Source organism: uncultured Treponema sp. (assembly GCF_946187725.1).
GTDB lineage: Bacteria > Spirochaetota > Spirochaetia > Treponematales > Treponemataceae > Treponema_D.
The window spans coordinates 1-13327 of the sequence record NZ_CAMHSK010000017.1 but is presented as its reverse complement, the minus strand read 5'-3'; the positions used below and the strand labels follow the sequence as shown (position 1 = coordinate 13327).

13 protein-coding genes are annotated in these 13327 nt (G+C 41.0%); 4 read left to right on the top strand and 9 right to left on the bottom strand.

Annotated elements, in window-relative coordinates; genetic code table 11:
* Positions 1 to 11: 11 nt before the first annotated feature.
* From Q0Q74_RS07940 to Q0Q74_RS07920, 5 genes are all read right to left on the bottom strand, one after another.
* Positions 12 to 377 (bottom strand): metal-dependent transcriptional regulator, encoded by a 366-nt coding sequence (locus tag Q0Q74_RS07940; RefSeq protein ID WP_294429819.1) that lies wholly within the window; start codon positions 375 to 377, stop codon positions 12 to 14.
* 77 nt (positions 378 to 454) lie between these two features.
* Positions 455 to 2134 carry a Na/Pi cotransporter family protein gene (locus Q0Q74_RS07935; RefSeq protein ID WP_294429818.1) on the bottom strand — a complete coding sequence of 560 codons (1680 nt, stop codon included), beginning with the start codon at positions 2132 to 2134 and terminating at the stop codon, positions 455 to 457.
* Between the two features lie 14 nt (positions 2135 to 2148).
* Positions 2149 to 3162 carry a PASTA domain-containing protein gene (locus tag Q0Q74_RS07930; protein ID WP_294429817.1) on the bottom strand — a complete coding sequence of 338 codons (1014 nt, stop codon included), beginning with the start codon at positions 3160 to 3162 and terminating at the stop codon, positions 2149 to 2151.
* Between the two features lie 18 nt (positions 3163 to 3180).
* Entirely contained in the window at positions 3181 to 4155 is a 975-nt protein-coding gene (gene fmt / locus Q0Q74_RS07925; RefSeq protein WP_294429816.1) for a methionyl-tRNA formyltransferase, read from the bottom strand.
* A 40-nt stretch (positions 4156 to 4195) separates the two neighbouring features.
* Positions 4196 to 5284, bottom strand: a complete 1089-nt coding sequence (locus Q0Q74_RS07920) for a biotin--[acetyl-CoA-carboxylase] ligase (RefSeq protein ID WP_294429815.1) — start codon at positions 5282 to 5284, stop codon at positions 4196 to 4198.
* Between the two features lie 132 nt (positions 5285 to 5416).
* Between Q0Q74_RS07920 and Q0Q74_RS07915 the strand changes: the two genes are divergently transcribed.
* Together Q0Q74_RS07915 and pta are read left to right on the top strand one after the other, a co-directional pair.
* Positions 5417 to 7072 carry a hypothetical protein gene (locus Q0Q74_RS07915; protein ID WP_294429814.1) on the top strand — a complete coding sequence of 552 codons (1656 nt, stop codon included), beginning with the start codon at positions 5417 to 5419 and terminating at the stop codon, positions 7070 to 7072.
* Between the two features lie 123 nt (positions 7073 to 7195).
* Positions 7196 to 8221, top strand: a complete 1026-nt coding sequence (pta, locus tag Q0Q74_RS07910) for a phosphate acetyltransferase (protein WP_294429813.1) — start codon at positions 7196 to 7198, stop codon at positions 8219 to 8221.
* Positions 8222 to 8258: 37 nt separating this feature from the next.
* Here the strand turns inward: pta and Q0Q74_RS07905 are convergent, their stop codons facing one another.
* The 4 genes from Q0Q74_RS07905 to Q0Q74_RS07890 form a co-directional block, all read right to left on the bottom strand.
* A complete protein-coding gene (locus Q0Q74_RS07905) occupies positions 8259 to 8552 on the bottom strand; it encodes a hypothetical protein (RefSeq protein ID WP_294429812.1) in 294 nt (97 codons plus the stop codon).
* Complete coding sequence (lspA, locus tag Q0Q74_RS07900; RefSeq protein ID WP_294429811.1) at positions 8552 to 9136, bottom strand: signal peptidase II; 585 nt, start codon at positions 9134 to 9136, stop codon at positions 8552 to 8554. The genes Q0Q74_RS07905 and lspA overlap by 1 nt, the downstream gene beginning before the upstream one ends.
* Before the next feature lie 78 nt (positions 9137 to 9214).
* On the bottom strand, positions 9215 to 9982 hold the full coding sequence (locus Q0Q74_RS07895) for a Nif3-like dinuclear metal center hexameric protein (protein ID WP_294429810.1): 768 nt from the start codon (positions 9980 to 9982) through the stop codon (positions 9215 to 9217).
* A 57-nt stretch (positions 9983 to 10039) separates the two neighbouring features.
* Positions 10040 to 11137, bottom strand: coding sequence for a hypothetical protein (locus tag Q0Q74_RS07890; RefSeq protein WP_294429809.1), 1098 nt, complete (start codon positions 11135 to 11137; stop codon positions 10040 to 10042).
* A 101-nt stretch (positions 11138 to 11238) separates the two neighbouring features.
* Between Q0Q74_RS07890 and Q0Q74_RS07885 the strand changes: the two genes are divergently transcribed.
* Entirely contained in the window at positions 11239 to 12855 is a 1617-nt protein-coding gene (locus tag Q0Q74_RS07885; protein ID WP_294429808.1) for an NAD(P)/FAD-dependent oxidoreductase, read from the top strand.
* Positions 12856 to 12954: 99 nt separating this feature from the next.
* Entirely contained in the window at positions 12955 to 13179 is a 225-nt protein-coding gene (locus tag Q0Q74_RS07880; protein ID WP_294429807.1) for a hypothetical protein, read from the top strand.
* Positions 13180 to 13327 lie beyond the last annotated feature (148 nt).

The window sequence follows — 13327 nt, the reverse complement described above, 5'->3', positions numbered from 1 at the left end:
TCAAGACAAGACTATTGATTTGAATCAACCCACTTCTGAATGCCTGCAACTACATCAGCATCAATCTGATGCTCTACACGACAGGCATTTTCTTCACACTGGTCTTCTGGAAGCCCCGTAATTTTCTGAAGGAAAACAGTAAGCAGTTTGTGACGATTATAGACATCCTCTGCCTTTGCCTTGCCCTTTTCGGTCAGTTTGAGCATATTTCCCATGCCGAATTCGACAAAACCGTCCTTTTCAAGAAGACTCATCGCACGGCTAACACTTGGTCTTGAAACAGCAAGCCTATTAGCAACATCAACTGAGCGGACAAATCCATTTTCTAACTGTAATCTCAGAATCGCTTCAAGATAATCTTCACCACTTTCGTACATATCAAAATCTCCCTTTGTTAGCAGTTGCTATTATATCAAAGGATTTGAAACATCGCAAATTTTTAGGAAAGTGCTGATTATCTCAAATCACCAGCGGCGTCGAAACAGCGGTCACCAATTTTCTCAATCTGACGGATAATATCCATGTAAAGAAGCTCAGAGCGGACATCGCTTCCGCCTTCAAGACGCTTTCTTGCGATTCGCTTGAGTTCCTTGCGCTCATCATCAATCTGCTGCTCAAGTTCACTTGCAAATTCAAACTGCTCTGGTGTAAGACGCTGAATTCTTGCCACATTCTTGTAAATGAAATACATAAGCTGTCTTGCAAGCTCAAAGTACGGCAACAGTCTGTCGAAATCCTCTTTATTGAAAGTCATTTCTTTTTCTATTGCCTTTTTGAGCTGATAAGCGATGTTCAGACAACCGTCGGCCATAGCTTCCATTTCAGCAATAAGCTGCATCATAAGTGCGGCATTATCTTTTGCCTCGTTACTCAAATGCAAGTGCGTACAACGAACAAGATATTGTGTAAGCTGCTCGTTCATCTGATCACAATAATCTTCAATTTCGACGATTGTTTTGTAACCGTTTTCAGTAAAATCTGGCTTAAAATCAGCGAATCCTGTTTGAAGCTCATCAAACATCTGTGCGACCTTTTCTGAAAAGAGCTTAACTTCGTTCTGCGCACGGAATACACAACCTTCAGGAGATTCGATTGCCATTCGCTCGTTAAATTCGAGCTTGTAAACATTGATTTCGCTTTCTTTGTCGTCCTTAATGATAATGCTGACAAATTTTGCGATTTGATTAACAAAAGGAATGAAAATCACCGTTCCCATTACTTTAAATACGGTGTTGAGCATTGCGATTCTGAAAACGATATTGTGACCCGGAGAAACAAGCTCTACAAATGCCATAAAAGGCTTGAAAACCAAAAGGACGATAATGACAGTTGCGACATTGAAAAGAACATGAACTGCCGCCGTGCGTTTTGCATTAGCGTTAGCACCGATTGCGGCCAGAATTGCGTCAACAGTTGAACCGACCGAACTTCCGATGATCATTACTGCACCGAAACGCCAGAATTCATTTAATTCTTCAATGCTGGCATTGCCCTCTTTTGACATTGCCACTGCCATACCAATTACGATTGCAGACATTGCCGAAGAAGAATGAATCAATGCAGTCAGCAAGATTCCAATCAAAAGCCCGATTGCATAGCTGATTATACCGAAATTATTTACAAGATTAATGAAATCGATTACGAAGGATTTTACTCTTTGTTCTGCAAAAAAATCTGAAAGTCCGCCAAGACCGAAGAAGAGAAGGCCGAAGCCCATAATTGCAAGCCAGAAGCCTTCTTTTGATTTAAATCGTTTTAATATATAGAAAAGATAGCCAAGACCGAAGATTGGAATTGCATAATCCTTGATTTCAAAACTTGAACCAAGAGCAACAATCCAGCCCGTGACCGTTGTACCGATGTTCGCACCAAAGATTACGCCGATACCCTGCACGACCGAAACCAGCCCCGCATTTACGAAGCTGACAAGCATAACCGTGGTGGCTCCCGACGACTGAATAATCATCGTGAGGATACATCCCGTCAGAAGTCCGACGAAGCGATTCCCGGTCATAAATGCAAGGGCTGCCTGCAATTTTTGACCAGCACTCTTCTGAATTCCGTCGCTCATAAGCTTCATACCATAGAGCAAAAAACACAAACTTCCGGCGAAATTAATTATGCTTAGTATCATTTGTTATTCCTGTATTATTCAACTGTCTGGCGTGCCACGACTCTTCCCGCAATAGAAAGAATCAGCTCACTTTCTTTTTCCGCAATATACGGAATCGTTACATTTCCGCCCGTATGTCTGAGCGTTACGATTGTATCACGAATACCATTTTTTGAAGATTCAAGCGTCATTTCAACTGCATAAGGATAAACCGGCAGCTGAGCAACGAACAATCCCATAATTTTACCATCATCCTGTTTTTGAGGAAGAGAAATCTCTGCACCAGTCCTTGAATAGTTCGGTACATACTGACTCTCGCTTGTATCCTGCCCCGTAACAATTCCTTCTTTTTCATCACCAACTGCTACATGAGTCGTAAAATCAAATACAACTTTAGCAGTAGAAAGCGTCTGGATGAGCTTTTCAACTGTAAGCCCAGTGATGTTTGGAATCTTTGTATTTTCGTAAGTTGGACCACGGCTGACAATCAATTTTACAGTAACCGGATTAGAAATGATTGTTCCTTCCGGCGGCTCCTGTGCAAGAATCGTGCCGGCATCACTCTGATCAGCCTTGTAACTCGGTTCAGCAAGAACGATAAGTGGCCGAGTTGAACCAGTAAACATCGTCTGAAGGTTGATTTTTACATCATCGAAATTCTGACCGATATAATTTTCTACATGATCAAGAATTACGCCACGGCTGACAGTAAGGCTGATTCTTCGGCCTGCCTTAACGATTGAACCGCTCTCAGGATTTTGATTGAGGATTTTACCTGCATCATCAGGATTATCTGTATACTTGAGCTGAATTTTCGGATAAAGCTCCTTTGCCTGCAATTCCAAAAGGGCTGTTGTGAGTTCCTTACCTTCAACATCTGGAACCATGACCTGTTCAGGCCCGCGCACAGTCGCAAAAAAAGTAATCCAGCAAATCAAAAACATAAGGATTAAGGTAAAAATCACAACCACCAGAAAAGATTTTTTGCCATGATTGAGGTCTGAAAGTATTTCCTCACCGTTCGTTTTTATTTTTTCAATAAGTTTCATTTCGTTTTCCAAGTCGTACTACTCTAATACAGAACCAACAAAATTTCTAGCACCATTGATAAATGATTTGTAATCCATCGCCTTTTTTTTCTCCCATTGAAGCTCTGTAGCCACGAGAATTGAACCGTCTCCACAGGCGATTTCGATTCCCACAGATTTTTGATATGGAAGGACCGTTCCGGGCTTTTCTGCCGTTTTTGCATCTGATTTTTTTGCCTTTAATATAGAAAGTTTTACACCGCCTAGTGCCGTAAAGCATAAAGGATATGGCGTGTAAGCACGAATTTTCCGTTCAATTTCATCAGCCGGTTTATTCCAGTCAATTATGCCGTCCTCTTTTTTGAGGAAAGGCGTATAACTTGTTTCACCAGACTGTTTTTTTCCAAGAAGTTCAGAATCCGAATTCGCCGCTTCTTTAAGGACCTTTTTGAGGAGTCTGGCACCAGCTTCTGTAACCGGGCTTGTCTGACCGTCACCGTCCATAAGGGAAAGCGTTGTTTCCGTGCCATCAAGAGGAATTTCTTCCTGGGCAAGAATATCTCCTTCGTCCATCTGAAGAGCAAGGCACTGTACCGTGATTCCAAGCGTTTTGTCACCGTTAAGAATAGCCGCAGGAACAGGTGTGCAACCACGGTATTTCGGCAAAAGTGAAGGATGAAGATTTATGCCTCCGAGCGGGAAGAGCGCAAGGAATTTCTCACCAAAAATACGGCCATAATCAAAAGATACGAGCAAATCAGCTCCAAGCGGAGCAATTGCCTCACGAGATTCAGCAAGCAAATGGTCAAATTCAAAAACAGGAATATTATTTGCACGAGCAAGAGCCGCAACTTCTGTCGGAATCAAATCAGAATGGCGGCCGCGTATAGAAGGTGGATTAGTAAGAACGCCCACAATAGAAAAATTGCACTCATCCTGAGAAGAAATAAGGCTTTTTAAAACAATAGCCGAAGCCAATGGAGAACCGGCATAAACAATCTTCAATTTTTGCATTTTAAGAGTATAACACAAATCAAGGATATAAGATAGATTCTTACGCGCTGGCAAAATCGTAAGAGTGCAGGCTGACTTCCCCGGAACTCAATTCTTTTATCTCTCCAGCCTCATTCTCAACAACAAGTTTCATTTCGTCGCTTATTGATTTTACTTTCGCACGGTAGCTTTCAAAATCACTTCCGGCAACAGGATTGACGGTGACAGTTTTGCCAATCAGCATTGATTTTGCACGATATTCCGAAACAAGGTCTTTTATCGCATTTTCATCATCATTTTCAAATTTTTCATAAAAACCGAGAAGATTTGACACAACCTCCGCAATGAGCTCATTTTTTGTTCTGGCTTCAAAAATTTTGTTATGGGCAAGTTTTGCTTCTTCTATGCTTCCGACGATTTTTGCAATATCCCCGCTCAGATTTTTATTTTGCCTTATATTGATTCCGATTCCAACTACGGCCGCATCAATGTTACCTGTCTCAAAATTTGCGATTCCCTCAACCAGAATTCCGCAAACCTTTTTTTCAGCAAGAAAAACATCATTCACCCATTTTATCTGAGCATCTTCGCCATAAAGCTTTGAAATTGATTTCACGACCGCAAGTGCCGCCGCCGCCGTGTACAATGCAGGATTTTTTACGCCATTTTTCGGTGAATATAATAGAGAAAAGTAAACACCTGTCTCCTTTGGTGAAATGAAACTTCTGCCCAAACGACCTTTCCCCCCTGTTTGCGATTCAGCAGCAAAGAGAGAGAGATTTGCAGATTCACCGCCCGCAGTCAAGTTCCCTTTTGCATCCCTAAATGCACCGGCTTCAACAGCAATTCGTTTCGCTTCAGAATTTGTAGAATCAATTGTGTCAAAAAGAAAGATTTTCACGATTTTTTCACAGGAATCCTTTATAATTCGTGAAATTTCTGTGGCATCAAGATTATCAGGTTTGGAGACAAGCCGGTATCCTCGATTTGTAACAGCTTCGATTTTATACCCAGATTCTTCAAGCGAACGAATTGCTTTCCAAATAGCCGTGCGCGAAACAGAACAAGTCACGGCAAACTCTTCACCAGAGATAAAATCACCATTTTTGAGAGATGCAAGAGCTGAAAGAACTTTTTCTTTAGTCGTCATAATTCTAGTCTATCATACCGCGTTCGCTTTGACTCGGCAATCTTCTCTCATATTTGAAAATTTCTCGTGAAAAAAAAACACTATCATGTTATAATTTTATGTATACACTTTTATTTTTGAGGATGAGATAGAATGACAGATCAAGATTTGGATCCAACCATTGCGGCTTTGCTTGCCGAAACAGAAGCTGACATAGGACCAAGTGAGTTACCATCTTTCAAGGATGTTTCTGATGAACCAGAACCAGCACACAACGAACCTGCTTCAACATCAGCTCATAAAGTCGATTTGTCTCAGCACGGCTTTCAGGAAATTACAAAATTTTATTCTGATGAACCCCATCACATTTTTGATGACTCTTCTTATTATAAGACCGCACTTGGTGGCGAAGGCGAACAGGCACAACGAGTCCACAAAATTCTCTCAAAATACCTCACCTGTCAGGACCCAAAAGACCGCACTGTATATCGTCAGCAGCTCGTTACTTCATGGTGGGAGCTGATTCGAGTCATGTGCCAGAAAGCTGGCGACTACAATCTCGAAAAACCAAAACGAATGTTGCTCCGATTTGGCGTTGTACTGCCTTCCCTTTTCACTCCGGAACAAAAACAGCTTTTCTCATCTGTATTCCTCGAAAATACCAGCGGCGAACCGGTTTTCTACATGGACGAATGGTTCAAAGAAATCGCTTCAGGAAGGCTCAATCTTTCAGCCACAGATGAAGCCCGCACTCCACGCAAAAATGACCCGGCTGCCGAAACTCAGCGAATTCAACAGCTTAAAAGCAAAAATGAAGGAAAATTGCAGAACGCAGAGAGTCTTTTGAATTCAAAAGAATCTGAGCGCCTTATGGTTGAAAATGAGCTCAAAAACAGAATCACTTCACTTTGTGAGCACAATCCTATGCTCGGTCTTGAACCACACAAACAGCCTTATTCCGAAGCACAAAAGCGTCTTTTCGGCGAAATTCAAGAAAAGCTTCGGGCATTGCAGAAAATTGACAAAGATCTTTCAAACTACATAAAAGAATTTGAAGAAGCAAAAGCAATCGGCCGTTCACTCGATGACAAACTCACAGGTCAGCCAGAAGCAATGGAAGTCAGCACAGGCGACCTCATGATTGAGTTCCAGACTGTCCGCCAGATGGCAAAAATGACTTGTGGCCGTCAGGGTAATCAGTTCCCGATTTTTACGCGGGAATTCTACCATTGTGTGCCTCGTCTCACAGGTTTCCGCGAAAATGTTCTGAGCATCCTCAAATGGGTCGAAGACAATGACCCTGAATGTTTCGTCCGAGTCCACAAGAACATGAAGAACAGAATCGTTCCTTATGTACTTTGCCTCCCAACTTATGGTGATTTCGGTTTCTGTTGGGAACCGTTCGATCGTTATAATCGTGTCACAAGCCGTGGTCGTATCGTTATTCCGATGTATCCGCGTGATCTCAAAATTGCCATCCTCATGGCCGTTGCTGATTTGCGCTGGCAGGTTGCAAAAGAAAAGGCAAGCTACTACTGGATGGAAGAAGGCCTCACAGGTCAGTACTATCAGTGGATTGAACGCCAGAAGCTCAAGGGTGACCTCAAATCTTACTTCATCGCCGATTATGTTCTTTGGATGACAAAAGAAGTTAACGGTATTCAGCGAATGGACAAAGAACTTCGTGCCGTATTCTGGCGTTTCGTTCCGTTCAATCAGCAGAAAAAAGAAGACCTCAAGATGCGAAGTCCTGTATACGCAGAGCTTTATCAGCGTGATTTGAACCGAGCCATGTCTGACGGATATTAATCCTGACCAAATTGGGATTGGTACAAAATAGACAAAAAAATGTTGGAATTTTTAATTGATTCTCTGTGTAAAAAGACTACAATATAATCGTCAATAATTTTATATATATATCGAGGCAAAATTATGGATTTTGTAAAAGAACTTCGTGCCAAAGCAAAAGCTGCCGGCAAGACTATCGTTCTTTGTGAAGGTGAGGACAAGCGTGTCGTAGAGGCTGCTTCTGTCATCGTAAAAGAGGGCATCGCAAAAATCACCCTTCTTGGCAACAAGGCAGAAATCGAAAAATTCGGTTTTGACATGAGCGGTGTTAACATCGTTGACCCGACAACTGACCCAAATGCCGACAAATATGCAGAAATTCTGTACAAAGCACGCGAAGGCAAACTCAACAAAAAAACTGGCCTGCCAGAATATGCAGATGTTGCTGCTGCTAAAGCTGCCGCTCTCAAAGATTACACCATGTACGGCGCCCTCATTTTGAAGGCTGGAGACGCTGACGGTTTCGTTTCTGGAGCATGTCACTCAACAGCAAACACACTCCGCCCAGGATTGCAGGTAATTAAAACAGCTCCTGGAGTAAGCACAGTATCTTCTTGCTTCATCATGGTTACAGGTGAAGGAACAAACAAATATCTTCCAAATGGAATCGCAGTTTTCGGTGACTGTGCAATAAACATCAACCCAACCGAAGAACAGCTCGCTGACATTGCAATCGCTTCTGCTAACACAGCAAAAGTCATCGGCGGAATCGAACCAAAAGTTGCAATGCTTTCATTCTCAACAAAGGGAAGCGGTGCTGATCCAAAAGACGGCGATACAGTCGGCAAAGTCTCTCGAGCAACAATCATCGCTCATGAAAAGGCTCCGAATTTGGCTTTGGACGGTGAATTCCAGTTTGACGCAGCAATCGCTCCTGAAGTTGGCGAACTCAAAGCTCCAGGTAGCCCGGTCGCTGGACACGCAAACACATTCATCTTCCCGAACATTAACGCAGGCAACATCGGCTACAAGATTGCAGCACGAATGGGCGGCTGGAAGGCAATCGGCCCAATCTGCCAGGGTTTTGCAAAACCACTCAATGATTTGAGCCGCGGATGCAATGTCGAAGAAATCGTTGACACAGTAGCAGTTACTGCTCTTCAGGCTTAAAAAATGCCCCGCTTCATCAAGCGGGGTTTTTTGTTATTTACAGCTTTTTCTGGTATCGGCTTACAACTTTTGGGTCAAGTTTATCTTCAAGATGAAATTTTCGGATTGCCCAGCCAACAGTGTGCACAGAAATCGCCATTGCAGCAATCAGGCCAATCAAAAGCAAGACCGGTAAGGCAATCTGACTGAAAATACTTTCTGAAAGATTCGGATGCTCTGCAAGGAAAAACAAGAGCGCAATCAGCAGAACTGCTTCGATTATCAATCCAAGTATGATATTGTAAAGAATTACAGCAATATTAAACAAAAAAGTTCTTTCTTTGATTGTCATTACTCAGCCGCCTCAGCATTTTTTGCCCTTTTCATTGCGATTCCGAAAGAAATAATCAATAGGATTCCACAAACGACGACAGCAGAATCAGCAATATTAAAAGTAGGCCATCTTTCCCAGCGTAAAAATTTAAACGGAGAATTTGAAATTCCGAACCATTTTACATCGATGAAATCAACAACACCTTCAGAGCGGAAAAATCTGTCAATCAGATTGCCAAATCCGCCGCCAACAATACCTGCAATGCTCCATCTCTGAAGCTGCGAGAAATCATCATTTCGCATGTATACGCCGAGCACGACAAGAATAACAAGCAGCGGAATAATACGGAAAAGCACACCACGCACTGCAAGGCTCCATCCCTGACCAATGCTGAACGCAATTCCAGGATTGTTCACATGAATGATTCGTAATGCACCGTTAAAGAATGAGCCACCCATACCATAGAGAGGAATTGTATCGGTTACGATGAGCTTCGTAAGTTGATCTAAAGCAAGAACCAGCAGCACAAGTATGAGAGGAATCAGTTTTTTTGCAGTAAAATATTTTGGCTTGAATGAAACTTCTATTGTATTATCTGACATAATCTACCTTTTTTAATTATATCGGGTACAATGGAGTAATAATTAAATGCAGAACCCGAAAAATATTTTGTAAGTATATCATAAATTGGTAGGAATGTCGATAAATACAGTTTCAAGCCCTTTATCTTCTTCAAGGCGTTTTTGCACAAGCTGAACACCAACCGTTTCCGTCTGATAGTGCCCGCCCGCAATCACATTAATTCCAGATTCTTCGATGCCATGAAAATCAGCGTGCCCGATTTCGCCAGTAATGTATACATCCGCACCGATTTTAGCAGCCTGATCAAAATCATCACCTGCCCCTCCAGAAATAATCGCGACCTTTTTAATCAATTTTTTTCCGAATGGCAGAATGTGCGCCGCCTTTTCTCCGTTTGGGAAAAGTTTTTTTTCAAGTTCCTCAATTGTAAGTTCTTCAGGAAGTTCTCCCAAAGCCCCCAAAGTCATTCCACGCCATTTTCCAAAAGGACGAACCTTTTCAAGTCCGATTCGCCTTGCCAGACCAAAATTGTTTCCGACAAATTCATTCGCATCAAGCGGAATATGATAAGCAATTAAAGCCAGGTCATTTTTGATGAATGGTGCAACTCTTTTGTAATGAATTCCAGTAATCGTTTCGCAGTGCCCCCAGAAAAGTCCGTGATGAACAAAAAGCACCTGAGCACCGGCTTCTGCAGCTTTGATTGCACTCGCTTCGCATGCATCAACTGCAAAAGCCACCTTTGTAATCTGCTTTTCGTCTGGCATAGAATTAGAAATCTGAATTCCATTGAGTGAAACATCAGAATCATAATCTTCTTTATGAAGAAACGAATTGAAATATCGGTTTAATTCTGTCAAAGTCATACAAATCTCCTATGAAAACTCAATGCTCTACAAACATACCAGAGGCACGCTCGCAAGCTATTTTTCAGTTATTGCCTTTATCGTCTTGTTTGCAACATATCGGGCAATAAAGAATTTATTTTCACGCTCAATTCCTTTTTGATGCGCAAGAAGAACATCAGTCTGCTCAATAAAACCGTAACCACTCGTCTTATATTCATCAACCCGGTTCATTGAAACAAAACCTTTTGCATTTGAATATGGCTCAGTATTAAATTTATCAATTACCGCATAAATCGAATCAAAATCAACATTATCAACAATATAGATAAATTTTTTGTCATCGCCCAAAAATTCTAGTGCAAGTTTCGTTAGCGCAGAGTATTTTTTTGTAGCAAGAGTCTTTTCAGCGGCAATGATTTTTTCAAATTCAGCAGGCTTTTCCTTTTCATAACTGATTGCAGCAAATTTCCTCAAAAATTTTGATTCAACCAATTCCTTTATAAATTTATTCTCAAATTTTGGGGAAAGAAGATTGAAATCCGGAGCATACAAATCGGCGGCAAGAACTTTATAACCTTTCTGCGACAAAAGCATAAGATAAGGTTCGTAATCTTTTACGCCAGCCCGAATTCCACTGACAAAAAGCAAAACTGGATTTTCTGAATATATTTCAGCTGTTATTTCATCATTAACCTCAGGCTCATAAACAAAAAGATTTCCAGAAAAACGGCCGCCTTTCAAATACTTTTCGCGAATTTGAAGATTTGAAGCAGCGCCCGTAAGAGAATATTGGGTCTTTGTTACGCCAAAATCCTTTTCCGAATACTTTACAGGCCTAAAGAAAATCAAGGCCGCAAGCAGGAGAATTGTCAAAATCAACTCTATAATAGAAAAAATGATAAAAATCGCACTGTAATTATCAACAATCAGCTTGTCGGACAAACGCAAAACAGCACGGAAATTCGTAAAAAAAACAAGAAGCGAAAGGACAAAAATTGCAAAACTGAAAACAGAAAAATCAAAGCAGAATAAAATCAGAATTGAGATTGCAAAGGAAAGAGGAGCAAAAACAACAAATGAATCAAGCCGGGCATCTTTAATGAAAAAAAAACGCGATGAACAGAAAAAAATCATTGTCAACGCAAGCAACTGAGCAAGAAAACAATCAAACATAATCTCTATATTTTGCACGAATCTTTGAATTTACTCAACACTTTCAAAAGAAATATAAAAAGCTAGCGAACTGACAGAAAATGCACTATAATATTTGGCTAATGACCACAGATATTTCAATTACAATTAAACCGGGCGATGAAAAAAACAAAGCAATTATCGACTCAGAAATCATGCGTGCTCTTGCAAAAAAGGGCATTTCCGCAAAAAAAGAAGAAATTATCTCAGTTTTTATAAAAAAATCGATTGATGCACGACATGCCCAAATAAAACTTATTCTCAGATATAAAGTTTACATTGGTGAAGAGCCAAATGGTGACGGAGAATTCTTACCGGTCTGGAAAAAAGCAGACGGCAAACATACTGTTCTAATCATTGGAACGGGGCCAGCAGGATTATATGCAGCTTTCAGACTGCTCGAAAAAGGCATCAAGCCAATTCTGATTGAACGCGGGTCCTGCACTGATGAGCGAAAAAAAGATGTTGACGCTCTCGAAAAAGAAGGAAAGCTCAATGCCGAATCAAATTTTTGCTTCGGCGAAGGTGGAGCCGGAACTTTCTCCGATGGAAAACTTTACACACGAAGCAACAAACGGGGCGATATCGGTAAAATTTACAGAATTTTCGTAGAATTCGGTGCAAGCGAAAAAATCATGACCGATGCACATCCGCACATCGGCACAGATAAGTTACCTGGCATCATCAGCGGGATGCGAAATAAAATCATCGAACTTGGCGGTGAATTTAAGTTCGATACCTTGTGCACAGATTTAATCGTGGAAAAGATTTCCTCATCGCAGGAAACCGTAATCAAAGGAATCCGAACAAAAAATCTCAAAACTAGCGAAAATTCTTCTATAACAGCAGAAGCCGTCATTTTGGCTACAGGGCATTCAGCTCCAGACATTTACAAAATGATAGCGAAAATTTCTCCTTCTTCACTTGAAGCAAAAACATTCGCAGTAGGAGTGCGGGTTGAACATCCAAGAAGCCTTATCGATTCCATCCAGTTTCATGGAAAATCCATGCCGCAAGCCGCTGAATATCGTCTCACAACTCAAGTTGAAGAGCGAGGTGTTTACAGTTTTTGCATGTGCCCAGGAGGCTTTGTTGTTCCCTGTGCAACGGCAGAAAATCAAATTGTTATCAACGGAATGTCTGCTTCAGGCAGAAACAGTCAATGGAGCAACGCCGCAATTGTTGTTGAAACAAGGCCAGAAGATATTCCTTATGAATTTCAGAAAAAAGCAACGGAAGACGGATGCCCGGCTTTGTCAGGTCTTTATTGGCGAACCTGGCTCGAAGAAGAAACTTTCCGTCAAACTAACAGTCAGTTTGCACCTGCACAAAAACTTACTGATTTCTTAAAGCACAAAGATTCAACCGATTTAGGTGAATCAAGCTACAAACCGGGACTAGTTGCAAGTCGTCTCGACCAATGGCTCCCAAAAGAAATTTGTTCTCGTCTTGAGCAGGCTTTTAAGGACTTTGATAAAAATATGCATGGCTTTGTCTGTGACGATGCACTGCTTATTGCAAGCGAAACTCGCACAAGTACACCAGTCCGAATTTTGCGAAACAAAGAAGACCTTGAATGTATCGGTATTAAAAATCTCTATCCTTGTGGTGAAGGTTCTGGCTATTCAGGTGGAATTGGATCATCTGCTATGGATGGAGAAAAAGTAGCCGCTAAAATATGCGAAAAATTTGAAAAATGATGAATAATTCTCGATTTTATTGTTCAAAACTTTCTTAGCATAAATGGATAAATTCCTCTTTTACAAACCGATTTTTTGCACTTCCTTTCAGGAGATTCTATGACTAAAGATGATTTGATTTTTATGATTAATACAAAACGCGAATTTGAATTCACATATAATGGAAAAAATTACAATCTGACATACGACCGAGATGATAATGGTAATGATTTAATTTTATTTGGTGAACGATTTCAAGGGAAAAAATACACTTCCTTTGGTGAACTTATGAACGAAGCAAGAATAGAAAATCATTTTTTTCGAGAAATGCTAGATATACTATAAATCGACATTTTTACAATTTTTATAGAATCTTTTAGAAATTATCTAACGCTACCAACTCTAGTTCATGCCCAAACAGTAAAAATATCTCTTAAAGGAAAAAGAAAACGGAAAAGAAATTTAAAAAGAAAAAAGCCGGCGGCTTCCGCGC

Coding starts and splice junctions, on each gene's coding strand:
- Q0Q74_RS07940 (WP_294429819.1), bottom strand. CDS start 377: ATGTACGAAAGTGGTGAAGATTATCTTGAAGCGATTCTGAGATTACAG.
- Q0Q74_RS07935 (WP_294429818.1), bottom strand. CDS start 2,134: ATGATACTAAGCATAATTAATTTCGCCGGAAGTTTGTGTTTTTTGCTC.
- Q0Q74_RS07930 (WP_294429817.1), bottom strand. CDS start 3,162: ATGAAACTTATTGAAAAAATAAAAACGAACGGTGAGGAAATACTTTCA.
- fmt (WP_294429816.1), bottom strand. CDS start 4,155: ATGCAAAAATTGAAGATTGTTTATGCCGGTTCTCCATTGGCTTCGGCT.
- Q0Q74_RS07920 (WP_294429815.1), bottom strand. CDS start 5,284: ATGACGACTAAAGAAAAAGTTCTTTCAGCTCTTGCATCTCTCAAAAAT.
- Q0Q74_RS07915 (WP_294429814.1), top strand. CDS start 5,417: ATGACAGATCAAGATTTGGATCCAACCATTGCGGCTTTGCTTGCCGAA.
- pta (WP_294429813.1), top strand. CDS start 7,196: ATGGATTTTGTAAAAGAACTTCGTGCCAAAGCAAAAGCTGCCGGCAAG.
- Q0Q74_RS07905 (WP_294429812.1), bottom strand. CDS start 8,552: ATGACAATCAAAGAAAGAACTTTTTTGTTTAATATTGCTGTAATTCTT.
- lspA (WP_294429811.1), bottom strand. CDS start 9,136: ATGTCAGATAATACAATAGAAGTTTCATTCAAGCCAAAATATTTTACT.
- Q0Q74_RS07895 (WP_294429810.1), bottom strand. CDS start 9,982: ATGACTTTGACAGAATTAAACCGATATTTCAATTCGTTTCTTCATAAA.
- Q0Q74_RS07890 (WP_294429809.1), bottom strand. CDS start 11,137: ATGTTTGATTGTTTTCTTGCTCAGTTGCTTGCGTTGACAATGATTTTT.
- Q0Q74_RS07885 (WP_294429808.1), top strand. CDS start 11,239: ATGACCACAGATATTTCAATTACAATTAAACCGGGCGATGAAAAAAAC.
- Q0Q74_RS07880 (WP_294429807.1), top strand. CDS start 12,955: ATGACTAAAGATGATTTGATTTTTATGATTAATACAAAACGCGAATTT.